This window comes from Virgibacillus doumboii, from assembly GCF_902806455.1.
GTDB lineage: Bacteria > Bacillota > Bacilli > Bacillales > Amphibacillaceae > Lentibacillus > Lentibacillus doumboii.
Genome location: NZ_CADCWQ010000001.1, coordinates 743,178 through 765,401 on the forward strand (window position 1 = coordinate 743,178; position 22,224 = coordinate 765,401).

General features: G+C 41.4%; 22 protein-coding genes and 1 riboswitch. Of the genes, 11 read left to right on the forward strand and 11 right to left on the reverse strand.

From position 1 onward, the window contains the following. The first annotated feature begins 69 nt into the window (after positions 1–69). The 9 genes from nagA (at position 70) to G6R02_RS03595 (ending at position 8,004) form a co-directional block, all read left to right on the forward strand. Entirely contained in the window at positions 70–1,218 is a 1,149-nt protein-coding gene (gene nagA / locus G6R02_RS03555) for an N-acetylglucosamine-6-phosphate deacetylase (protein ID WP_164667876.1), read from the forward strand. A 20-nt stretch (positions 1,219–1,238) separates the two neighbouring features. Beyond that, entirely contained in the window at positions 1,239–2,171 is a 933-nt protein-coding gene (locus tag G6R02_RS03560) for a hexose kinase (RefSeq protein WP_164667877.1), read from the forward strand. 12 nt (positions 2,172–2,183) lie between these two features. Then, positions 2,184–3,176: a tagatose 1,6-diphosphate aldolase gene (locus G6R02_RS03565; RefSeq protein WP_164667878.1), complete on the forward strand. Its 993-nt coding sequence runs from the start codon at positions 2,184–2,186 to the stop codon at positions 3,174–3,176. A gap of 333 nt (positions 3,177–3,509) precedes the next feature. Next, the gene (locus tag G6R02_RS03570) at positions 3,510–4,202 is read left to right on the forward strand and encodes a Crp/Fnr family transcriptional regulator (protein ID WP_205520046.1); all 693 of its coding nucleotides are present in this window, start codon (positions 3,510–3,512) and stop codon (positions 4,200–4,202) included. A gap of 16 nt (positions 4,203–4,218) precedes the next feature. Beyond that, the gene (locus tag G6R02_RS03575) at positions 4,219–4,959 is read left to right on the forward strand and encodes a nucleoside phosphorylase (RefSeq protein WP_164667880.1); all 741 of its coding nucleotides are present in this window, start codon (positions 4,219–4,221) and stop codon (positions 4,957–4,959) included. 24 nt (positions 4,960–4,983) lie between these two features. Continuing rightward, positions 4,984–5,586 carry an ECF transporter S component gene (locus G6R02_RS03580; protein WP_164667881.1) on the forward strand — a complete coding sequence of 201 codons (603 nt, stop codon included), beginning with the start codon at positions 4,984–4,986 and terminating at the stop codon, positions 5,584–5,586. A gap of 12 nt (positions 5,587–5,598) precedes the next feature. Next, positions 5,599–6,366: an energy-coupling factor transporter transmembrane component T family protein gene (locus G6R02_RS03585; protein ID WP_164667882.1), complete on the forward strand. Its 768-nt coding sequence runs from the start codon at positions 5,599–5,601 to the stop codon at positions 6,364–6,366. Next, positions 6,363–7,211 (forward strand): energy-coupling factor ABC transporter ATP-binding protein, encoded by an 849-nt coding sequence (locus G6R02_RS03590; protein ID WP_164667883.1) that lies wholly within the window; start codon positions 6,363–6,365, stop codon positions 7,209–7,211. Before G6R02_RS03585 ends, G6R02_RS03590 begins: the two co-directional genes overlap by 4 nt. After that, entirely contained in the window at positions 7,204–8,004 is an 801-nt protein-coding gene (locus G6R02_RS03595) for an energy-coupling factor ABC transporter ATP-binding protein (protein ID WP_164667884.1), read from the forward strand. The genes G6R02_RS03590 and G6R02_RS03595 overlap by 8 nt, the downstream gene beginning before the upstream one ends. A 50-nt stretch (positions 8,005–8,054) precedes the next feature. Here the strand turns inward: G6R02_RS03595 and G6R02_RS03600 are convergent, their stop codons facing one another. Beyond that, positions 8,055–9,110 (reverse strand): dipeptidase, encoded by a 1,056-nt coding sequence (locus G6R02_RS03600; RefSeq protein ID WP_164667885.1) that lies wholly within the window; start codon positions 9,108–9,110, stop codon positions 8,055–8,057. Positions 9,111–9,197: 87 nt separating this feature from the next. Between G6R02_RS03600 and G6R02_RS03605 the strand changes: the two genes are divergently transcribed. Next, a complete protein-coding gene (locus G6R02_RS03605; RefSeq protein WP_164667886.1) occupies positions 9,198–10,028 on the forward strand; it encodes an aldo/keto reductase in 831 nt (276 codons plus the stop codon). 424 nt (positions 10,029–10,452) lie between these two features. Here G6R02_RS03605 and G6R02_RS03610 read toward each other — a convergent pair whose 3' ends face one another. The 10 genes from G6R02_RS03610 to G6R02_RS03655 form a co-directional block, all read right to left on the reverse strand. Further along, the gene (locus G6R02_RS03610; RefSeq protein ID WP_164667887.1) at positions 10,453–10,902 is read right to left on the reverse strand and encodes a flavodoxin domain-containing protein; all 450 of its coding nucleotides are present in this window, start codon (positions 10,900–10,902) and stop codon (positions 10,453–10,455) included. A gap of 354 nt (positions 10,903–11,256) precedes the next feature. Further along, on the reverse strand, positions 11,257–11,670 hold the full coding sequence (locus G6R02_RS03615; protein ID WP_164667888.1) for a hypothetical protein: 414 nt from the start codon (positions 11,668–11,670) through the stop codon (positions 11,257–11,259). A gap of 406 nt (positions 11,671–12,076) precedes the next feature. Beyond that, entirely contained in the window at positions 12,077–12,913 is an 837-nt protein-coding gene (locus tag G6R02_RS03620; protein WP_164667889.1) for a phosphosulfolactate synthase, read from the reverse strand. Positions 12,914–12,915: 2 nt separating this feature from the next. After that, positions 12,916–14,304 (reverse strand): MmgE/PrpD family protein, encoded by a 1,389-nt coding sequence (locus G6R02_RS03625; protein ID WP_164667890.1) that lies wholly within the window; start codon positions 14,302–14,304, stop codon positions 12,916–12,918. 443 nt (positions 14,305–14,747) lie between these two features. Next, positions 14,748–15,836, reverse strand: coding sequence for a branched-chain amino acid aminotransferase (locus G6R02_RS03630; RefSeq protein ID WP_164667891.1), 1,089 nt, complete (start codon positions 15,834–15,836; stop codon positions 14,748–14,750). 278 nt (positions 15,837–16,114) lie between these two features. After that, on the reverse strand, positions 16,115–16,753 hold the full coding sequence (locus tag G6R02_RS03635) for a response regulator (protein ID WP_164667892.1): 639 nt from the start codon (positions 16,751–16,753) through the stop codon (positions 16,115–16,117). Next, entirely contained in the window at positions 16,753–18,495 is a 1,743-nt protein-coding gene (locus G6R02_RS03640; protein WP_164667893.1) for an ATP-binding protein, read from the reverse strand. Before G6R02_RS03640 ends, G6R02_RS03635 begins: the two co-directional genes overlap by 1 nt. Beyond that, the gene (locus tag G6R02_RS03645; RefSeq protein WP_164667894.1) at positions 18,434–19,525 is read right to left on the reverse strand and encodes a DUF5305 family protein; all 1,092 of its coding nucleotides are present in this window, start codon (positions 19,523–19,525) and stop codon (positions 18,434–18,436) included. Before G6R02_RS03645 ends, G6R02_RS03640 begins: the two co-directional genes overlap by 62 nt. After that, a complete protein-coding gene (locus tag G6R02_RS03650; RefSeq protein ID WP_164667895.1) occupies positions 19,522–19,947 on the reverse strand; it encodes a hypothetical protein in 426 nt (141 codons plus the stop codon). The genes G6R02_RS03645 and G6R02_RS03650 overlap by 4 nt, the downstream gene beginning before the upstream one ends. A gap of 55 nt (positions 19,948–20,002) precedes the next feature. Then, positions 20,003–20,086, reverse strand: a riboswitch (cyclic di-GMP riboswitch). A 170-nt stretch (positions 20,087–20,256) separates the two neighbouring features. Next, entirely contained in the window at positions 20,257–20,832 is a 576-nt protein-coding gene (locus G6R02_RS03655; protein WP_164667896.1) for a hypothetical protein, read from the reverse strand. Between the two features lie 244 nt (positions 20,833–21,076). On the opposite strand from G6R02_RS03655, the gene G6R02_RS03660 reads away from it, so the two are divergent. Beyond that, entirely contained in the window at positions 21,077–22,186 is a 1,110-nt protein-coding gene (locus G6R02_RS03660) for a signal peptidase I (RefSeq protein ID WP_164667897.1), read from the forward strand. Positions 22,187–22,224 lie beyond the last annotated feature (38 nt).

The following is a 22,224-nucleotide window of genomic DNA, read 5'->3' on the forward strand; positions in this document are numbered from 1 at the left end:
TAACAGGATAAAAAAGAGGGGGCTTCATCACCTCCTCTTATTTAATTCATTGATAAAGGAAGTAATATCATGACATATTTTATTAAAGCGGATCATTTTTTACTTGAGAACGAAAAGAAAACGAATGGATATTTACAAGTGGACAATGGCAAATTTGGTTCGTTTGTTGATGCAGTGCCGGAAAATGCAGCTGTTGTTGACTGGACTGGCTATACGATTGCGCCGGGACTGTTTGATACCCATATTCACGGTGTTAATGGCCATGACATTATGGATGGCACGGTTGAAGCGGTTCAGGGAATATCAGAGTCAATCCTGCCACTTGGCGTTACACGGTTTTTGCCGACTACATTAACATCTTCTAAAGAAGATCTCGATAGGGCGATTTCCGCGGTAAAAAACGCTGTTCAACAAGGATTGGCCGGTGCTCAGTCGGAGGGGATTTTTTTAGAAGGTCCTTATTTCACGGAAAAACATAAAGGTGCACAAAATCCTGGTTATTTTCGTGATCCAGATTACACAGAATTTCAGGGCTGGCAACAGCTTACCGATGATTCGATTGTAAAAATTGCACTGGCACCGGAACGTGAAGGCGCTTTGGAGTTCATTCGTTCCATAAGGGCTGATGGTATTCTGGCGAGCCTGGCACATACAGATGCAAGTTTTGACCAATGCAGACATGCAATAGATGCCGGGGCGCGAAATTTTGTCCATTTATTTAATGGCATGTCTGGTCTGCACCATCGTAAACCAGGTGTTGTGGGAGCAGCTTTGACTGATGGACGTGCATTTGCTGAGTTAATTTGTGATGGTCATCATGTACATCCGGATGTGGCAGTACATGCTGCTCGTACAAAAGGTGAAAAGCTGTCATTGATAACGGACTGCATGCGGGCCGGATTAATGCCTGATGGTGACTATCATCTTGGTGAGTTTCCGGTTGTCATGAAAGATGGTATCGCAAGAACGGAAACCGGTTCACTGGCAGGCAGTACGCTGAAACTGATTGATGGTGTCAAAAATCTGTATGCATGGAGCGGAAAGCCATTGTATGAGATTTGGCACCGTGCTTCATTGTCACCGGCAGCAAGTCTTGACCGGGATGATGAGCTTGGCAGTATTGTCGATGGGAAAATTGCTGATTATGTTGTGATCGATGAGAACATTTCGATACAGGCTGTTGCCGTTGCAGGTGAACTGAAATACAGCAATGACTAAAAGAGTAGGCAGGTGAGAAAATGATTTTAACCGTAACATTAAACCCCTCTGTTGATATAAGTTATACGCTTAATGAACTTTCCCTTGATACCGTGAACCGTGTTACTGATGTTACGAAAACGGCTGGTGGAAAAGGGCTGAACGTTTCCCGTGTATTACAGCACCTTGATGAAGATGTGGCTGCCTCGGGATTTCTGGGTGGAAGTTTAGGTGCGTTTATCCGAACGGAAATCTCCGAGCAGGGAATCGAGGATTTTTTTGTCAGTATTGATGGTGAAACTCGGAATTGTATTGCGGTGCTTCACGAGGGGCAACAGACAGAAATATTAGAGTCTGGTCCGGTGATTAATAAAGATGAGGCTGTGCAATTTTTGGATAAGTTTTCGGCGTATGTACAAAAAGTGGATATTGTAACGATTTCAGGGAGTTTGCCAAAGGGACTGGAGAATGATTTTTATGCTCGGCTTCTGGAAATAGCCAAACAGTATGATACACCTGTATTGCTTGATACAAAAGGTGAACTTCTTAGCCATGTGCTTGAAAGCAAAAATAAGCCTTTCTTAATCAAGCCGAACCAGGATGAACTCGGAGATATGCTCGGTGAAAAAGTGACGAACGAGGTTCAAATTGCTGATGCACTAAAATCGCGGCAATTCACGGATATTCCTTGGGTAGTAGTTACTACTGGGGCTTCGGGAGCTTTTGTGAAACACAATAAGGACATATACAGGGTGACAACGCCAAAAGTTGATGCAGTAAATCCGGTTGGTTCAGGGGACTCGGTTATTGCAGGCTTTGCCTCGGGATTGTCACGCGGGTTTGCGGATGAAAAGTTTATAAAATATGGACTGGCAATGGGTGTTCTCAATGCGATGGAAGCCAAAACCGGTTCGATAAACCCGGAGAAAAAAGAATGGTGCATGGACCAGATTCGTGTAGAAAAAATAAGCTAGGAGGAAAAACAAATGAAGTTAACACCAGGAAAAAAACGCGGTTTGGAATTAATCTCTGATGACGATCATGTTGTATTGGCAACTGCAATGGATCAGCGCGGTTCTTTAGGAAAAATGATTAAGTCGTTTAATGACAGCATTTCCTATGAAGACGGCTTAAGCCAATTTAAAGAAGGTGTCAGTGAAGTGCTCGGGAATCAGTCATCTTCCCTTTTGCTTGATCCGGAGTACGGCTGGAGTGCAGCAAGCAAATTAAACGATGACATTGGTCTGATTATGGCATATGAAAAAACCGGCTATGACGCTTCCGAAAAAGGCCGCCTTCCGAATTTAGTTGACGACTTTGCTGTACAGGATTTAGTTGAAAAAGGTGCAAGCGCACTGAAATTGCTCGTATATTATGATCACAAAGAAGAAGAAAAATACAACACGATTAAAAAAGCATTTATTAAGCGTGTTGGTGATGAATGTAAGCAAAACGACTTACTGTTCATTCTGGAACCCGTTTCTTACAGTGCAGAAGGCTTTGGCTCAAAAAGTGCTGAATTTGCCAAGAAAAAACCGGAAATTGTGGAATACTTCATGACGGAATTCTCCAAAGAGGAATACGGCATCGACCTGTTGAAGGTGGAAGTGCCGGTATCTATCTATAATATTGAAGGCTACGAGAAATATGATAACTACGATCCTGTATTCAGCAAAGAAGAGGCAGTAAACTTTTATCGGACATGCTCAGAAAAAAGCCTTCTGCCATTCATTTACTTGAGCGGTGGCGTAACCAATGAACAGTTCATTGAAACACTGCATTTTGCCAAAGAAGCCGGCGCTAAATTCAGTGGCAGCCTTTGTGGACGTGCCATCTGGAAAGACGGTGTTCAGCCATTTGCCGAAGAAGGTAAGGAAGCGTATTGTCAATGGCTTGAAACAACCGGTGCGGAAAATTTAAGTAAAGTGAAAAGAGCTATTAAAGATACAGCAACACCGTGGACAGAATTTGTTGAGTAGAATAGTATTGGGAAGGAAACCAGGTTCGGGTTCGAGCTTGGTTTCTTTTCCGTAAATCGGCTTTTTGCCAAAGTTCACAATTTGAGACAAGGGCTGGCCCTGCGTTAAATCTATAATTCTAAAAAAATTAACAATTACTTGGTTCATTTACTGTTCCATAGAAGATTGGCAACAATTTTTAGGCAGGTTGTTTTGATATGTGAAATTATGAGCATAAACTCGAGACATTCTTCCCAAAATAGGTTATTATTTATTTAATAGATTATTTTTTCAAACAAAATAAAGACAAATGTCCTGTGAACAATCACTTTAAATCGTTAGAATATAGGTGATATGATGAATATTGAAAAGGTTATCCAATTAATAGAAGAGAATAGTCATGTTTATGCGATTTTGAAAAATTGTCCTTACCGGATTCTGAAGAAATGGTCGATTCAGGATTATCAGCAGGGGGATATTGTCCTCAGGCAGGGAGAAACCGTTGATAGTTTCTGCATCATTGTAAAGGGGAAAGCCAACATTTACATGATGTCAGAAAGTGGCAAGAAGTATTCGCAGGTAATCTATCAAAATGGTGATTTTATTGGGGAGCTTGAAATATTTGACCATTTGCCATCTGCCTGCTTTGTTGAGGCACTCTCTGACTTAACGTTAATTCGTATTCAGGCTGATGATTTTATGGATTGGATTGCAGTGGATACACATATGAGTCAATATTTCAATCGTAACCTGGCAAAATATCTATATAATTTATCCAAAAAGGCCGGCATGGACAGTTTATATTCGTTAAGGCATCGACTTTGTAATTATTTGATTAATCATATGAACCCGTATCAGGAAGGTCAATTTATCGTCAGGATGAGCAGGAGTCAGATCAGTGATCATCTGGCGGTTACATCCAGAAGCGTAAATCGTGTTCTGTATAATTGGAAGGAACAAGGTATTGTAGGTATTGAAAGCGATTCCATTATTATTTTGGATATTGACCAATTGAACGAGGAAAAAGAAAATAGTTTGCTGGAATAGGAGGATTTATCACATCATGTTACAGGACGTTCAGCCCCATATACAGTTATCGAGAGACTTAAATGTAGAGTATGCATTATTGCCAGGGGATCCTGCCAGAGTAGAAAAAGTAAAGAATCAATTAACCAATGCGAAAGATTTAGTATATAATCGAGAATATAAAAGTGTAATAGGTTATTATAAAGGGGTAAAGGTTCTGGTGTTATCAACCGGGATTGGGGCACCGTCAGCAGGTATTGCAGTTGAGGAACTTGCCAACATCGGTGTGCACACGCTAATTCGGATTGGAAGCTGTGGTGCACTAAAGGACAACCTTGAACTCGGGGACTTGGTTATCGCAACAGGTGCAGTACGGGATGAGGGATTGTCAAAATCATATATTGATAGTATTTATCCGGCTGTAGCTGGTTATGAATTAGTTTTTTCCTTAAAAAAGGCGGTCGAAGAAATGCAGGTGGGGCACCATCTGGGTATTGTCAGAAGTCATGATACATTCTATACGGACCAGGAAAATGAGATTGATGCATTTTGGTCCCGCAAAGGTATACTTGGTTCTGACATGGAAACAGCCGGCCTGTTTGTATTAGGTGGTTTGCGAGGCTTACGGACTGCTTCAGTGTTAAATGTTGTTGTACCTTCAAAGGGAAGCCTTGAAAACGGTATCAATAATTTTGTTTCTGGAGAGGGTGTGACAGCCAGGGGAGAGCAAAACCAAATTACAGCAGCACTGGAAGCAATTGCTTCCATTCATAAATAATTTTTTTACAAAGGGGAGAGAAACATGAGTAAAAGGAGTATGTGGTCATTGAATTTATCAACGGCAGCAATTGTGCTGATTCCGGCAGCGATTGGTATTAACTATCTTGGTAAATTGTTTGCCGGATTATTGAAACTGCCGCTTTGGCTTGATTCAATCGGGACAGTGCTTGCAGGTATGCTGGCCGGACCAATTATTGGAGCTGCATCAGGTATTATTAATAATATTATTTACGGGGTTACAGTGGATCCAATATCAACGGTCTATGCGATTACAAGTGGTGTTATTGGTCTCGGTGTTGGGATTATGGCTTATAAGGGATGGATTGCAAATATTAAAAAGGCGATTGTTATCGGTCTTGTGGTTGGTTTTGTTGCAGCAATCGTATCAACGCCATTGAATATTATTTTCTGGGGAGGACAAACCGGGAACGTATGGGGCGATGCGTTTTATGCGTATCTGATTTCCATGGACCTTCCAGTTTGGCTTGCATCATTCGGTGACAGCATTGTTGTTGATGTGCCAGACAAAGTAGCTACAGTTATTATTGGTTATTTGATTTATAAAGGATTGCCGAATACACTCACGAACATTTACCGCAGTGATGACGAAATAGAGGAATTATAAGAGGTTGATTACATGAGCTCCATGACACTCTACGTTGAAAAAAATTCAATTATACACAATATGGACCCGTTGACAAAAATGATTTATGTTTTTGTTTCGATAGCGGCTACCTATATCGTGCCGGTGCATGAATTTGTGCTGCTGGTGGCAGCGTACAGTTTGCTGCTCCTTGTTATCGGAAAAGTATTCAGGAAAATACTGCCGATTATTGCGATCAGTATCATTTTGATTATTTCGATCATTATCGTTCAGGGGATGTTTCATCCGGAAAATGAAACCGTTCTATTTTCGATTGGGGCAATAACGTTTTATCAGGAAGGTCTGTCATACGCCGCACTGCTAACAATGCGGGTGATCAATATGCTGAGTGCGTTTGGCGTGCTTATTTTGACAACGAAGCCTGATGAGATGATCGAACGGCTGATTAAAAAAGGAATGTCGCCTAAAATTGGTTATGTATTTTTATCCGTGCTGCAAATCATCCCGCAAATGCGGGCGACGATGGGAAAAATAACCGATGCCCAGCGCTCCAGAGGGATGGAGACGGAGGGGAATCTGCTTGTCCGGATGAAGGCATTTTTCCCGTTAATCGGTCCTGTTGTGCTGAATTCACTTAATGATACCCGTGAACGAGCGATTGCCCTTGAAATGCGGGGCTTTAACACAAAAGGGAAAAAGACATTTTTAAATGAATCAAGGGAATACCCGTACCGAAAAGTAATGCAATTGTTATTGATTGCCGCACTTATTGCTGCGATTGTTTGGAGGATATTACTATGAGCATCATTGACGTGGAAGGCTTAAAATATAAATATCCGGATACAGATAAACTTGTTCTTAACGACATTTCGTTTAAGGTGGAAAAGGGTGAATTCATAGGGTTGATTGGGCGGAATACAGCAGGGAAATCCTCGCTGTGTTTCGCGCTGACAGGGCTTGTCCCGCATTTTTTTAAAGGAGCCTATGGCGGAAAGGTTCTGATTGACGGGATGGAACTGAAAAAACAGGATATTGGTGAAATTGCTGCCAAAGTTGGTCTTGTTTTTGAGAATCCATTCTCCCAGATGACCGGCTCCAAATTTTCCGTTTACGAGGAAATCGCTTTTGGTCTGGAAAACATGGGAGTCGAAAGGAAGGAAATGATTACCCGGATTGACGAGAGTCTGGAGCTGCTTGATATTACTGCAATTAAAGATAAAAATCCTTTTGATCTGTCAGGTGGGCAGATGCAGCGGGTTGCGATTGCCAGTGTTATTGCGATGCGGCCGGATGTCCTGATTCTTGATGAGCCTACTTCCCAATTGGATCCTCAGGGTTCAGCGGAAGTTTTTAAGGTTGTTGAGAATCTGACAAAGGAAGGCATCACTATCATGATGGCCGAACATAAGATGGAGAAGATTTCGCAATATGCGGACAAGGTATTGTTATTGGATGATGGGAAGTTGATCGACTATGACACGCCGGCAAATGTTTTTTCCAGAGATGATCTGCTGGACCATGGGATTGCTGCGCCCGTGGTTACCAGAGTTGCAAAAGCACTGGGGATGAAGGATTCAGGTACGGGAGCGTATCCTGTAACACTTTCGGAAATTTCCCGTGAAAAATTGGTGATTAAAGATGACTGAGCTTCGAATAGATAATCTGCATTTTTCCTATGCAGAAGATGTAGAGGTCCTAAAAGGAATTGATTTGCATCTGAGGGATCAGACGACGGCAATTGTCGGCCAGAATGGTGCAGGAAAAACTACATTTGTAAAGCTGTTGAAAGGATTGCTGCAGCCGACTGAGGGTAGGATTCAGTTCAACGGTAAAGATACCAAGGACTATACAGCTGCAGGCCTGGCTGAACATATTGGCATGGTATTTCAAAATCCAAACGATCAGATTTTTAAAACTAAGGTGGTTAGTGAAGTAATGTTTGGGCCGCTGAATCTTGGACAGAGTGAACAGGAGGCTCGGGAAAAAGCGTTGGCGGCGCTTAAGAAAGTTGATCTCGAACATCAAAAGGAAAAGAATCCATATGATTTAAGTCTTTCGGAACGCAAGATGATTTCGATTGCATCGGTCCTGGCGATGGACACCGATGTCGTTATTTTTGATGAACCGACGATGGGACAGGATTTTGCCGGTAAGGAAAAGATTAAGGAGATCATAGGCGAGCTTAGCGGTCAGGGGAAACTTGTATTGTGTATTTTGCACGATATGGACTTTGCCGCCGAGACGTTTGAACGCACGATTGTTTTTAATCAGGGTAGTGTACTGCTTGATGGCGCGACAAGAGATGTTTTTGCGAATCAAAGTGTGCTTGAGAAGGCGTTTTTGGAGCAGCCTTATTTTACACAGATTGCTAAACAGCTTGGGCTGGAAGGCAGTTATTTGACTGAGGGTGAATTGGTTGAAGAATTGAAAGAAAAATAATCTGGAAATGCCCGGAAAGCTGTTATAGCTTCCGGGCATTTTGTATGCTGTTATTTCCACGTATCTCCTAAAACCCGTACCCAGTTTCCATGAGTAATCTTACGTAATTCCTCGTCATTAAATCCATGTGCCTCTAATCGTTCAACAAGTTTTGGCAGACCGGTTACGTCATGAAGTGAATCGGGAACGGTCGTGCCGTCAAAATCGGACCCCAGTGCTACGTGGTCCACACCGAATTTTTCAGCGATGCAGGCAACGTGGCGGACGATTTCATCCAGTGAAATATCCGTATCAAATCCACAGTCTTCCCGCAGCATGTTAATCGCATAGTTGATGCCGACAACACCTTTTGATTCTGCAATGGCTTCCAGTTGTTTGTCGGTTAAATTGCGTGAGATTGGGCTGAGCTTATGTACATTGGAATGGGTTGCGACAATCGGAGCATTAGTAATTTTTGCGACATCCCAAAATCCTTTTTCATTCAGGTGTGTTGTGTCGAGCATGATGCCAAGCTGGTTGCATTCACGGACAAGTTCCTTTCCCGCATCAGTGAGACCGCCGCCAATATCTGGTGATGATGGATAGCGAAACGGCACCCCTTCCCCAAATGCATTCGGGCGGCTCCAAACAATTCCGAGCGAACGTAATCCCGCTTTATAAAGTACATGCAGTGCATTAAAGTCCGTATCAATCGCTTCAGCACCTTCAATATGGAAAATGGCAGCGGTGATGTTGTTTTTCAGACAATAAGATAATTCCTCTGCTGTACGTACCACTTTGAAATTCCCATCTGATTCTTTTTCCAGTTTGAACAGTTTTGCAGCAAGGATGTTGGTGAACTGGAGTGCCTGAGCCTGATCGATTGGCGGTGGTAGTGGCATGTCATAGCCATCTGCCGTTATGTAGTTTTCAGGCTCCACGTGATAATTTTCGTTTGGTGTAAAGATGGCAAAAAAACCACCACCGAACGAACCCTTTTGAGCTCTTGGCAGGTCAATGTGCCCGAATTCGCTTTCTTTAAAAAAAGACCGCTCCTTCCCTGGTTTGGGCAAGTGGAGGTTTAACAGTGTGTCGTTGTGTCCGTCGAATACTGGATAATTGGTCATAAATCTTCCCCCTAGTGATTATTTGTGATATCTGTTTTTTTTAGTATATCATTAAAGTTGGATTTGAAAATATAGGAGGTAATTGTCATGATAAATAATATTCAGGATACCGTAACATTGAATAATGGTGTGAAGATGCCCGGATTTGGCCTGGGTGTTTACAAGGTTGAAGACGGGGATACGGTGGTTCAATCGGTGAAAGCGGCATTGAAACATGGCTACAGGAGCATTGATACGGCTTCTTTTTATGATAATGAAACTGGTGTCGGCCGGGGAATAAAGGAGTCCGGTGTGCCAAGAGAAGAACTATTTGTTACTTCCAAAGTTTGGAATGACCAGCAGGGATATGAAAATACGCTGAAGGCATTCGATGAAAGTCTAGATAAGCTTGGGTTGGAATACCTTGATCTTTATTTGATTCATTGGCCGGTGAAAGACAAGTATAAAGAAACATGGCGAGCGCTTGAAAAGTTATATGATGAAGGGAAAGTCAGGGCGATTGGAGTCAGCAATTTCCATGTACATCATCTGCAGGATCTGATGGCTGACAGTAATGTGAAGCCGGTGATTGATCAGGTGGAATACCATCCGCATCTCACGCAGACTGAAGTAAAGGCCTTTTGTGAAAAAGAAAATATCCAGCTGGAGGCGTGGTCACCGCTTAAAAAAGGACGCATATTGGACGACCCGACAATTTCAGGTCTAGCTGAGAAATACGGCAAGTCACCTGCCCAGGTTATTTTGCGATGGGGTGTTCAAAATAATGTCGTGTTGATTCCTAAATCGGTAAATGAACATCGAATTGTTGAAAATGCGGATATATTTGATTTTGCGTTGACTGATGAAGAGATGAAGCAGATCAGTGGATTGAATAAGAATGAGCGGACCGGTACGAATCCGGATAGTTTTGATGAATGATCTCGACAGTGGATAATGGAGGAAGATTTAGGATTTGGTATTGATTTTTGGGAAGCAGGGAAGTTTGCAAAAAAATTTCTCTGCTTTTTTGTATTTGAAAGGAAGACAAGATATGAGTGCCCGAATGAGGCAATAAAATCGTTCCAAGGTCACTCATCAAGGTTATGAGTGCTCGAACGAAGACAAAAAGCCATTGCAAGGTCATTCATCGGGGCTATGATTGCCCGAACGAGGACAAAAAAACGTTGTAAGGTCACTCATATGAAGGTCAATACGGAGCAGAAAAATGAGAGAAAAGAATTTCATAAAGGATACAGATGATCCTAGCCCAATCACTCCTTCATTTGATTCTCAAATTAAAGCATCAAAAAATAGCATGCGCAACCACTTTTGATTGCGCATGCTATTTAACTATCTTCCATATTTATTTTCCCAATTCCTCTAAAAATCCATCCGCAAAATTCTTGCAGTGCTCGATATCCTTATCGTCAGGCTCAAGCTCAATTTTCAGTTTTTCTTCATATATTTTTGCGCCTTGCTGCTCTGCTTTTGTAGCCATTGTGTCAAGGGCCGGGCCGTATATATCATAATAGGAATCGCATGAGCCGAATACGCCAACCAGCTTTCCGGTTAGGTTCACCTCATCCATGTCGTCGTGGAAGCTGTCCACTTCAAACGGAATATCGTCATCCCATGAATAAGAACCTATCATAATCCCGTCGAAGTTTTTCATTTCTTCTGCTTCAATCGGGTCAAAATCAAATGTTTTCATTGTAACGTCATGACCGCCTTGTTCCATGTGGTCGATAATTGCTTCTGCCATCATTTCGGTGCTGCCGGTTAGACTTGTATATACTACCAGGATTTTTGCCACGAAAATCATCTCCTTTAAATCGTACCTGTTTCCATTATACACGCCAATGAGAATTACTTTCAATTATTCCGTTAATCGTTCACAAAAGTGTCTAAAAGCTGATTGTGAAGCGGATTTTAAGTTGTGGATTTTTTAAATTTATTCAGTGGAGGTCTACAATTAAAGATTGCCGTTCCGGGTATATATCAGCCGAAAAAGAAATAATAAGTGGAGGCTGGGACAAAAGTGTTTTATCAGAGCAAAAATCCGAATTAACTAGAAAATGGTGCAAAAAGCCGCTCCGGAAATATACTTCGCTTAATTCGTGCATAGTTCGTCTTTTGTGTTTCACGTTTTCATTTTGTCCCAGTCTCTTTATTTAAGCGAATGATAATATTCCGATAAAAATTCATTGGTTATTTTACCGTTTGTTATTTCATAAAACGTTTTATTGATCATTACTTTGTCTTCAAATGCAACGATAAAGTGGATAGTTTCATTTTCGTAAAAATAAATCATTCCTGCCTCCATTGGCAAATACGCCGGTTCATTTCCCCTTATTTTTTTATAGTCAAGCTGTTTCATTTTAGTGATGAACTTATTGATTTTGGCGTCGTCGGTTGTGATGTTGTAGTTGGTTTCTGATGGTGTGGAAAGTGAGATTTTTGTTATCTGATCAGGATTAGTCTGTAAAATATCCTCAAGTGTCTCGGTGCCACCCTGGTTTTGCATTGCATAAGCTGCTAAAAAGGTTGTCACAATGATTAAAATGAAAGCGATTTTTTTCATCATATCCACTTCCTGAAATGGTTATTTTACCCCACTTTTATAATGGCATAAGTGGTCAGGATTTTCTGTGATACAAATCAATTTTGGCCAAAAAAATTCCTTGGAAAATTACTGCAAAAAAATCGCAAAAACATATTGCCTTTTTGGTGTAAGGGCGTTAGACTATATAAAGCTGAAATGATCATTTAAACAAGGGGGTATTTGCAATGAAAGGTAAGGGAAATGAAGCAAGAAGAAGAAGTGTTGCAGATACACTGTGGTATATACCTCTGGTAGTGTTTATTGTTGGAATTATTGTTATGAATATGAATTAAAAAGAAAAGTGGAATTGCCCATTTTGGCAGTACCGCAATTTAATGGAAAAAACCGGGCGCTGGTAATGGCGGCCCGGTTTTATTTAATTTGTTTATTTGTCGTTGCCGTCAAAAGTGATTACACGTCCCCAAAGTTCATTATTTCCCCAGATTCCGCGGCGCAGGCCTTCCAGCTGAACGATTTGACTGTGGTCAACGAAAAGGTTAACGTCCGGGCCATAGTTTTTGATATACCATGCAAATACATCCGGGTCTGCTGCTTCAAACATGACTTTGTCTGTACCCAGTTCAGCGGCGAATCGGGAAGCAATTTCGGTGCGCCATGTTTCAACGCTTTCGGTAATACCTTCTGATTCAATCATTAACATATATGCTCCTGCGTCAAGGCATTTTTTACCGATCTCGATTGCGCGGGCAGGGTCGGATATGCCTGCTGCTTCGTTCTGTGCGATTGTATTTGTTCCACCGGCACCGAATTGTACACCAATTTCAGGTTTGGCAAGGAGTCCTGCTTTTTGAACACGCTCAACGACACGAACGATATCGTCAATTGGCATGGTAATGAAGCCGGTTGAGACTTCGATGATATCAAACCCAACGCGTTTACACTCGTTGATATAGTAATCAACGGCTTCTGGCCCCTGTGTCAGTACGGTTTCCATAAATCCTCCGGTTGAAACTTTTACGCCATAGTCATGAGCTAAATCCAATAGTTCTTTCAATTGTTTTTCCGGCATTAATGTGAAAGCACCACCGGCAAATTTCAGAATGTCTACATGATCGCCCATTGTTTCCAGTACGTCTTTTAAATAACGTTGCCCCATTACAGTGTAGTATGGTCCGCGAATTTCGGTCACTCCTGCAGTCCGTGGTTTTTCCTGACGATGATTTGCCCTTATATCTGTGAATGCATAGTTATTTTTTTCCATGATTATTCATCCTCCCTGATTTTTATTTGACCAAGTAAAGCAGTCAAATCACTGATTTTCACATTTTCCAGGTTTCTGATCGTGTCAGCAATTTCGGAAGCCAGTTTGCCGTCCATTTTGCTGGTTAATTTGTTGTATTTTTCCATTAACACATCCCAGCTGGCAGGACGTGTTTTGAATCCTTGGTAATCATTTTTTTCGATTTCAAAAATACGTCCGTCGTTTGTTTCCAGTTCAATATGACATGCCATTTCGTCCGGGAAGCGATCACTGTATGCATCACTCGGTTTTACATCCACTTTTTGCAATAATTCCTGAATGTCGGCCCGTTTGATTCGATCCGGTTCGTACTGTTCCGGCATGACTTGACCGTCCAGGTATGCAGCTGAAAGCATATATGGCAATGAATGGTCAGCTTCTTCTTTATAGCGGATCAATTTTTTGCCGCCTTCTTCACCACCGCCGATAATGTTGAATGCGACGTCAAAAGTGGTGAGCCGGATTTCCTTGATGTCTTCCGGCGCAATATTTTCGCGGTCGCGGATTTCCAGCAGTCCTTCAATCGATGACTGTGAATGGATTTCTGCATTATATCGTTTAATAATTGTATCTGAAACACGTTCAAGGTCTTCTTTTGACCAATCTATTTCGAATTGACCGGCAATGGAGTCCATGAATCCTTTGTTTCCTTCAAAAACTTCACGCGGACCTGTGATTCCGTATTTTGCAAGCAATGTTGCATGAACAGCGCCCATTGCTGTGTTTGGATAGGCAAGGCCTTTCCAGTTCGAAAGTTCACCGGTTCTTGTTACGCGCAGTGAGTTGTAGCCGGTTCCTGCGATTGCAACCGCATTTGCTATTTTGTTGCTGTCAAGTCCCATTACACGAGCTGCACCGGCTGCGGCGCCATATTCACCCTGAACGGTATGGTCAAAGCCGTTATTTCTTACAGGTGCAACATCTGACAGTCGGCATTGAACCTGATATGCGACAGCCAATGCCAGCAGGAAGTCCTGACCGCTCTTGTCTGCATATTCACTTGCTGCCAGAACTGGTGCTATATTGTCTGATGGATGTCCTGTTTCGTTTTTTGCTAAATAAGAGTCGTTGTAATCGAGATAACGAATTGCTGCTCCATTGTGGAACGTTGCATAATCCGGTGTAGTTTTTCCACCGCCGATTAGCGTTACCAGTTTCTCGCCTCCCAGATCTTCTGTCATTTGGCGGATAGCCTTCACGGGTTCACCTTCAAGTGCGCCAATTGCAACGCCGATTGAGTCGAGTACCCGACCTTTGAGTGCTTCAATTGCTTCATCCGAGAGATCTTCCCATTTGATGTTGTGCGCCCAATCAGCAAGTTGTTCAACCATTGTAGCTTCTTGCTTTGACATGTAAGTCACCTCCAAATTTTTTTGTGGAAATGAATACCTCAGTGGCCACAAAGAGGTGTAGGGAAGGGGGCTTCGTTATGTCTCTCGCTCCCTTCACTTATTATAATACGCTTATTAGTGATAAAAATAAATGATTGAAACCTATAAAAGTGATATCAAATACTTATACATAGTGATAAGATAAAGTTGTGGGGCCGAAATGGCGTGTAGATAGGGGGTGCGGGCTTTTTTCTTCGTTGATTTGTGTGTTTGGATTGTAATTTCGAGTGACGAGGGGCGAACAAATTGTGAACTTCGGCATTTTAATTGTGAACTTCGAACAAACTAAATGTGAACATCGACATTTCGCCTGTGAACTTCGACGATTTCATTGTGAACTTCGACTTTTAGCACGATCCGGACAAAAAAAGAAGGGCGCTTTGCAATGAAAGCGCCCTTCAACTTCATAAGGTTACCCTACTTTTTATTTTTTCAATCCAACCGAACGGATCTTCAATTTTGCCGTACTGGATACCTGTCAGTGTGTCATATAATTTTTTGGCAATCGGACCGGTTTCCATATTGTTGAACACCATATCTTTGTCATCCCATGTGAGCTGGCCGATCGGTGAGATGACGGCTGCAGTACCTGATCCGAAAGCCTCCTCAACAAGGCCATCACAGTACGCCTGATATAATTCTTCCATTGAAATTTTCCGTTCAACTACAGGGATTTCCCAGTGTTTCAATAATTCGATAACCGATTTCCTCGTAATACCTTCCAAAATACTTCCATTCAAAATTGGGGTGACAATTTCACCGTTTATTTTGAAAAAAACATTCATACTTCCTACTTCTTCAATATACTTTCGTTCAACAGCATCGAGCCATAAAACCTGGGCGAATCCGCTGTCTGCAACGAGTTCCTGGGCCTTCAGACTGGAAGCATAGTTTCCGCCGGTTTTAGCTTCACCGGTCCCGCCAACAGCAGCACGGACATATTTATTTTCCACCGCTATTTTGACCGGGTTAATTCCTTCCTTGTAATACGCGCCCACTGGAGACAGGATAACAATGAATTTATAATGACGTGATGGCGCAACACCGAGAAAAGCTTCGGTGGAAATAATAAATGGGCGGATATAGAGTGACGTTCCTTCTGCATCCGGAATCCAGTCTTTATCCAATGCGATGAGCTGCTTAAGTGCTTTTAATGCAAATTCTTCATCAATCCGAGGAATGCAAAGCCGGTCATTTGAGTGATTGATCCGCCTGAGATTTTTTTCGGGACGGAATAATTGAGCATCTCCTTCAGGTGTGAGGTACGCTTTCAGTCCTTCGAAAACAGATTGACCATAATGAAATACCATGGCAGACGGGTCCATGGCAATTGGCTGATATGGCACAATACGCGCGTCGTGCCATCCTGCAGGTTCAGAATAATCCATTACAAACATGTGGTCAGTAAACATTCGTCCAAACTGCAGTTCATCTGATTTGGGCTTTTCTTTACCGGTTGAACTAAGATTGACTTGAATCGGACGATCTTCCATAACGCCAGCCCCTTTGCATAAAAATTTTATATCAATACTATGATATATTCCATCTTATTGCAATAGGCAAACGTCAAAAAATTATGTTTTTTTGAAAAAATATTTGTGGAGGATGGTTTGGAAGGGAGGGGAAGTGTAGAAATGTCTGCTCGAGAGGTGGAACATCGGCAGATAAGAAAAAACATCAGCAGAACAGCAGGAACATCGGCAGAACAGCAGGAATTTCAGCAGATCGACAAAACCATCATAAAAACATCCACCAGAGCACTCAATCATACCTATTCAGCAATTGCATATTTAACCAGACCTTTTGCATTAGCATACAGTGCTGCCTGTGTTCTGTCAGCCAGATCGAGTTTCGCTAAAATTTGGCTTACATGTTTTTTAACCGTGTATTCAGTAATAAACAGTGTCTGTGATATTTCCTTGTTCGAAAGGCCTTTGCCAAGTGCGATCAATGTTTCTTCTTCTTTCGGTGTTAATTGTTCGATGTGCCCATGAACATCGCGGCCACTATCGGCGGAGTTCATTACAAAATCTATCACCCCAGGGTCATAGTATTTACGGCCTTTACTGATTATCCGCATTGCCTGAATCAACTCCTCGGGTAATGCTTCCTTTAATACATAGCCATCAACGCCATTTTCTTTAGCCAGTTTAAAATCCTCTGCTTCTGTTGATGAGGTCAGCATGCAGATTACTCCCCGATTCATCGCTTCTGCTATGAGGTCTAAGCCTGATTCATCAGCTATCCGAAGATCAACTAATGCGATATCAGGCCGTACAGATTTAAGGAGTTCCATTGCCTCAGCGCAATTTGCTGCTTCTCCCTTAACGTCAAATGTTCCATCCAAGGAAAGCACGGAGGTCAGTCCTGATCTTACTAACGGATGATCGTCCACAATAATAACCTTCATTATCCAGCCACCTCTTGTTTTTTATTGATAGTTGGGATTTCAATTTGTATTTCTGTTCCTAAAGCCGGGCTGCCATCGATTGAAAACGTTCCTGCAAACGTGTTTACGATGCTTTGCATATTATGGAGCCCGATTCCTTTTTCTTTTTTCCCATCAACGTCTCTATGTAAGTCAATTCCAATGCCATCATCAAAAATGGTTAGGGCTGTTTTTTTCTCATGCAATGTTAACTTTATGTCTATGCTATTGCATTTCCCATGTCTTGCAGCATTACCGCACGCTTCACAGATAATCCGGTAAAGCGCCTGCTTCTGATCATTTGAAATCAAAGTCTCTTTGCCGGTAATACGGTGGTTAATTTGAATATCATTCAGCCTGGAAAATTCATCAAAGTATTTTCTTATTTGAACAAAAAACGGCTTCTCATCTTTTTTCACTGAACTCAGATGGTAAATGGCTGACCGGAGTTCTTTGATTGTTGCATTTATCGACTGTGACAGGAACTGATACTCTTTGTTTAATTCGCCAGGCGTCATTTTTTGACTTTTGACCTGTAAACTGTGCATTGCAAAGGCCATGCCGAACAATCGTTGTGAAACACTGTCATGGATTTCGTTAGCGATACGGTTTTGCTCCTCTACAATAAGCATCTGGTCTTTCATCTGATCCATATGAATTCGTTCAAGCATGATTTCACTGAGGTCGGTTAAAAATTCAAAAGTACGGTTGAGCAGGAATGTATTCTCCAATTCACTGGAACTTTCAATCTTAACTCCGAGAACGCCAATATTATGCGAGGTTCTAATTATTTTCATCAAATATAATTCATCATTAATTGTTTTTGTGAAAGGTTCCCTCTTCCCGCGGATAGTGCTCCATTCACTCTTAAGTGCTTCTTCCATACCGGTATCGTTTGCAGTATGTTCCAGGTAGCTGTTTTGATGATTTATGTCTGTCAGCCAAAAGAACGCCACATCATGTTGTGTGCATTTAACTAACGAAGAGGTTATTTCTTCCGTCAGTTTTTCGGCGTTTTTTTCAGAAGCAAAATTCTCCATCAAATGGTAAAGCGACATAACGTGATCCAACGCTTCCTGGTATTTTTGGTTCGTTTCTGTAAGTTTGTCGTTAACTTGGATTAAATCCTGCTGCTGCACTTTTAGCAGGCTTGCTTTCTCGTCCAGTGCTTTTGTTAACCCTGAAAATAATCTTGCAAGCAAAGTTATCAGTACACATACAAGGTAAAAGTAGGATTTTTCTTCCAATACCATAGCGATACTGTCGTGAGCAATTAAGGTTGCGCTGGCAAGAAAGAAAGTTAATACACCCCAGCAAAATAACGGCCTCAGGAAGCTTGCAGCAACCAAAACGGGATTCAGTGCATACCAAATGAATGGACTTGATATGCCGCCAGTTGGGATTAACAGAAACGTCAACCCAAGCGTTTCCGTTAAGACGATTAATTTCAGAATGGAGTTATTTTCTAAATACTTCCGCTGCAAATCAGTGATTATCCAGGCTGCAATCCCCAATGACAAAACAACGACCGTTTTGAAAATAAATGGTGATTGCGGCCCAAGTAAAAAGAAGAATGAAGTCAATATTAGCGAAATATATCGGTATAGAAACACAAGATGCACTTTACTTGTAGGGTCCATTTTTATAAAACGGTAAAACTGGTTAACCTTTTGCATAAGCTGTTTCACTTCCTGTACGCGTCTCAATACTTTTATGTGTTTCATAACTGTACAAGTAATCCCCGTCAACGATAAAATAAACGGCGCTTCCATCATGGTGGTCGTTGTAACAAAAAATTGGCAGTTCTTTTTCATCAGCAATCTTGATGACGGATTTAAAGGAATCAAGCGTGAAAATGGATTTCTTGGCAATATTTACTTTGTGTTTTACCGGAATGATTCGGTTACCGTGCTTATTATTGATTTTTTCTGCCAGTGTTGCCGGCTTTCTTTCACGATTATTAATCAGGTCTCGATAGGCAAAAATAATTGCTGCCAGTAAAAGAAGGCTTAATATTGTACTGGTTGTTCTGACCGGAGTAAGCGGCAGTTCGAGTCCAGTTAGTGTATTTGTCATCGTTTCTGTCATTGTAAATGGAACAGCGGAAGTGAATACTTTTTCACTCGCCAGTGTTATCTCGTTATATGAAAGCTGGAAGGCAAGATGATCCTGTGCCTGAATTGCCTTTTCCACGCCACCGGATGTAATGGTTCCCTCGATATTCGGTACTACTTCTAACGTATATTGATCAGGACTGATGCCTGTTTCTTCCTCCACCTGTGTTATGAAAGATTTGATATTTTCCAGATTAATTTTGTAGCTATCATCGATAACTGCTATGTTCGTTCCCTCTTGCTTAAAGGGTTGTTTCTCCTCCAACGGAAATGCTTTCTCCCAAAGGTTCCCGGCCTTGACTAATAACTGGACTTCGTGTGTGCCTTCAGCCAGAACTTGCTCATTGGAGTTTATCGTCGTATTCATGTTAAGCGGGATTGAGGTAGTGATTTGTTTGAAGATCGTATCGTCTGCTTCAATCGTCCCACCGTCCGGATGCAGAATGTTTGGTGTAACCGTCGCTTTATAATCGTATTGTGTTTGAACTTGTGCGGTGTTCTCGTTGGTCTGTTTTGTAATGGTAGTTGGCTGTAATAAAGAATAGGCTGATACAGCGGTTGAGATGAAAAATAAAACAATAAGGCTGGTCATGAATTTCTTGTTCTTTCTATTAAGTAGTTTTGTCATTGTCTGCTTCACTTGTTATCACCCTTCTGATTTTCCATTAGGTCCGGTATGGTTGATTTTATTTCTGCACTGCCGCCGTTCCAATAGGTGTCAATTCGGAGTACTTTTCCGGATAGCTTTTTTGGATCGCCGGTTATATTAAATTCCTGAACTCCTCCAGGTTTAATAGCTGAACTATCTTTTCCTAAATTAATAGCCCTCTGGTCAGACCCGTTCAGGACGCTAACCCTATCGATATGGATTGTTTTGACTGTATTATTTGTTACCGTAAACCTCTTTCCTTTTGTGTAATTTATTGCGATGAGAGCGCTTTCTTCTGAGACAATGGATAAATTGGCTTCATTTTTCACTTTGGCAGTTGTAAAACTACTCGTATGCAATAACAGAAATGACAAGGATGCAAAAACCGCTGCCAGCGACAAAATAACTTTCAATGTATTCCCTCCTGAATTTCATAATAAAAACCTAATTAACGGGACAGTTGTCCACAATTAATTAGGCCGGTTGCACCACTCACTCCACACGCCCCTGGTGCCCATATATGGGACGTATTTCATAGTTTCCTGGAAAAATATTTTATTTCATAGTCTATTATAACTATTAGGCTGCGGAGATTTTGTCAGTTTATGTGGGTGGGGAGGTTCTAGTTTTGTCGAAAGAGTAGAAGTAATGTTTTCTATTGTTATATTAGATAATAAACAAAGTAAAACAGCCCTATTTCTAGGACTGTTTTATCAAAACTATTATTGTGGCATAACACTTTCTGCGTTAACAATTATGTCAAAATTACGTTCTTCTTGATGTTTATTTGAACCGTGCATAGACTCTAATTTCAAATTAATTTGTCTTTCTTCATTTGGTTCAAGTGTAAAAGTATACTCCCCAGCGCCAGCACCATACATGCCGTTAATTTGAGTCCAGGAATCTTCAAGGCTACTTAAATAAGTATTAATTCCTTGAGTTTGTCCTTTTGTATCAACTTTTGGGTTAGTTTCAATCGAAACGTTTACAGCATGTTCTGAATTATTTTTCACTGTGAATAATTTATCCCAGGAATAAGTACTGTTATTTTGAATACCAAAATCTGAGTCACCAAAACCTTTATCCAGATCGATTTTTAATTTGTCTGCACCAGCTGTATTATAAAATGATGCATTGTGTTGTTTACTTTCCTTGAGTGCCAATAGTGAGCTGTTTGTATTCTCGATATTAAATGACATATCATTGCTTACACTGGCTTTTGTATAAGACATCGCCGCCATCACACTCGAGAGTGCCAGTAGTAAAACTACCAATAGTAATCCCTTCTTCATTTTCATACGAAAATTCCTCCTAAAAATTTTATTCGGCTTGTTGCCGTGTTTTTTGTTGATAATTCAAGTATAGGAGGTTGTTCGGCCTTTTTCGTCACTCGCAAGTATGCTTTTGGCAAAACATTAGTCTACTTCTTAACTTCTACCTTCGACTAATAAAGGTATACTTTTGTACCAGATGAATTCTACTTTCGAGTGATTATTCTTACCCGGATTTTCAATAAAATAGAAGGGGAGAGGAGCGAACTCTATGAAAGTTATATCAAAATTGATAACGATTATGCTGGCCGCTGTTGTACTATGTTCACTTATAGCTGCGATCGGATCAGCCATTACGAAGGAACCTGTTTTGTTTTCGGTAATTCGTTCTAATAGTATGTCTCCTGTTTGGGAACGGGGAGATATGGTAGTAATTGAAAATGTAAGTAAGAATGATTCGATACATAATGAAGACATTGTATTTTTTAAAACAGAAGAAGGAAGTCTTGCAGATAAAGGATGGATTGCACACCGGGTAATGGGCGGTAATAATGAAGAAGGTTTTATTACAAAGGGTGATGCCAACGAATATACCGATCAGGAGTCTTCGGGGACCGGGCCGATTCCGAGGGATGCGATTGCTGGAAGAGCCGTTACCTTTGGTGAAACTCCAATCGTCATTCCAAAAATAGGCTACTTATCACTATGGATGGAAAAATTTCAAAGTACTCCCATTTTATTACCGGCCGTTGCAATAATTCTTGCTTTGTTAATTGGGGTTGGGGAATTGAAATCCGATAAGAGTAATAAAAAGAAAGGTAAGGGAATCGAGCTGCAGCTAATCTATATAATAGGTGGATTAACGATTGCTGTTATTATGGGCGGGACGATGCTTACTTCAGGCCAAAAGTTAAATCTGGTCTATGAAGTTTCGGAAAAGAGTGAGGGGGTTTTAATGGGAAGTGATGTTGGTATACTGAAAATTGGTGAAGAGGTTTCGAAGCCGTTATCGGAACTTAATAATCAGGGGTTTTTTCCATTATTCGGAACCATCACAACTGATGATAGACAAATCACGTTAAGCCATAAACAAGTTGTTCTTTCACAGGGGGAGCAAGTAAGCACGAACTATACTGTAACTGCACAGGGTCCCGGCGAGTATGAATCATCGATAAGAGTGGGATTGTTTTATCCGTTTCTACCGCCATCGGTCATATATTTCCTGGCACAGAAGAGTTACTGGCTGGCGCTTGCAGCCGTTTCAATTGTACCTGGCCTGCCATTGATTGCGTATCCGTTCCTAAATGGAAAAATGCGGCGGCGAGTTTTTAAAGTAATCCGAAAGAGGAAGCGGAAAATGCAAAGTGCAATGCCGTTTTGATGGAAGAAATTTCTCCAGGAGCGGAATTTTCAACTCGA

Excerpts from the sequence above, each read along its gene's own strand:
- G6R02_RS03640 (WP_164667893.1), bottom strand. The coding sequence starts at position 18,495 with ATGAAACACATAAAAGTATTGAGACGCGTACAGGAAGTGAAACAGCTT.
- G6R02_RS03585 (WP_164667882.1), top strand. The coding sequence starts at position 5,599 with ATGAGCTCCATGACACTCTACGTTGAAAAAAATTCAATTATACACAAT.
- G6R02_RS03560 (WP_164667877.1), top strand. The coding sequence starts at position 1,239 with ATGATTTTAACCGTAACATTAAACCCCTCTGTTGATATAAGTTATACG.
- G6R02_RS03615 (WP_164667888.1), bottom strand. The coding sequence starts at position 11,670 with ATGAAAAAAATCGCTTTCATTTTAATCATTGTGACAACCTTTTTAGCA.
- G6R02_RS03565 (WP_164667878.1), top strand. The coding sequence starts at position 2,184 with ATGAAGTTAACACCAGGAAAAAAACGCGGTTTGGAATTAATCTCTGAT.
- G6R02_RS03630 (WP_164667891.1), bottom strand. The coding sequence starts at position 15,836 with ATGGAAGATCGTCCGATTCAAGTCAATCTTAGTTCAACCGGTAAAGAA.
- nagA (WP_164667876.1), top strand. The coding sequence starts at position 70 with ATGACATATTTTATTAAAGCGGATCATTTTTTACTTGAGAACGAAAAG.
- G6R02_RS03570 (WP_205520046.1), top strand. The coding sequence starts at position 3,510 with ATGATGAATATTGAAAAGGTTATCCAATTAATAGAAGAGAATAGTCAT.
- G6R02_RS03600 (WP_164667885.1), bottom strand. The coding sequence starts at position 9,110 with ATGACCAATTATCCAGTATTCGACGGACACAACGACACACTGTTAAAC.
- G6R02_RS03620 (WP_164667889.1), bottom strand. The coding sequence starts at position 12,913 with ATGGAAAAAAATAACTATGCATTCACAGATATAAGGGCAAATCATCGT.
- G6R02_RS03635 (WP_164667892.1), bottom strand. The coding sequence starts at position 16,753 with ATGAAGGTTATTATTGTGGACGATCATCCGTTAGTAAGATCAGGACTG.
- G6R02_RS03605 (WP_164667886.1), top strand. The coding sequence starts at position 9,198 with ATGATAAATAATATTCAGGATACCGTAACATTGAATAATGGTGTGAAG.
- G6R02_RS03590 (WP_164667883.1), top strand. The coding sequence starts at position 6,363 with ATGAGCATCATTGACGTGGAAGGCTTAAAATATAAATATCCGGATACA.
- G6R02_RS03575 (WP_164667880.1), top strand. The coding sequence starts at position 4,219 with ATGTTACAGGACGTTCAGCCCCATATACAGTTATCGAGAGACTTAAAT.
- G6R02_RS03655 (WP_164667896.1), bottom strand. The coding sequence starts at position 20,832 with ATGAAAATGAAGAAGGGATTACTATTGGTAGTTTTACTACTGGCACTC.
- G6R02_RS03595 (WP_164667884.1), top strand. The coding sequence starts at position 7,204 with ATGACTGAGCTTCGAATAGATAATCTGCATTTTTCCTATGCAGAAGAT.
- G6R02_RS03625 (WP_164667890.1), bottom strand. The coding sequence starts at position 14,304 with ATGTCAAAGCAAGAAGCTACAATGGTTGAACAACTTGCTGATTGGGCG.
- G6R02_RS03660 (WP_164667897.1), top strand. The coding sequence starts at position 21,077 with ATGAAAGTTATATCAAAATTGATAACGATTATGCTGGCCGCTGTTGTA.
- G6R02_RS03580 (WP_164667881.1), top strand. The coding sequence starts at position 4,984 with ATGAGTAAAAGGAGTATGTGGTCATTGAATTTATCAACGGCAGCAATT.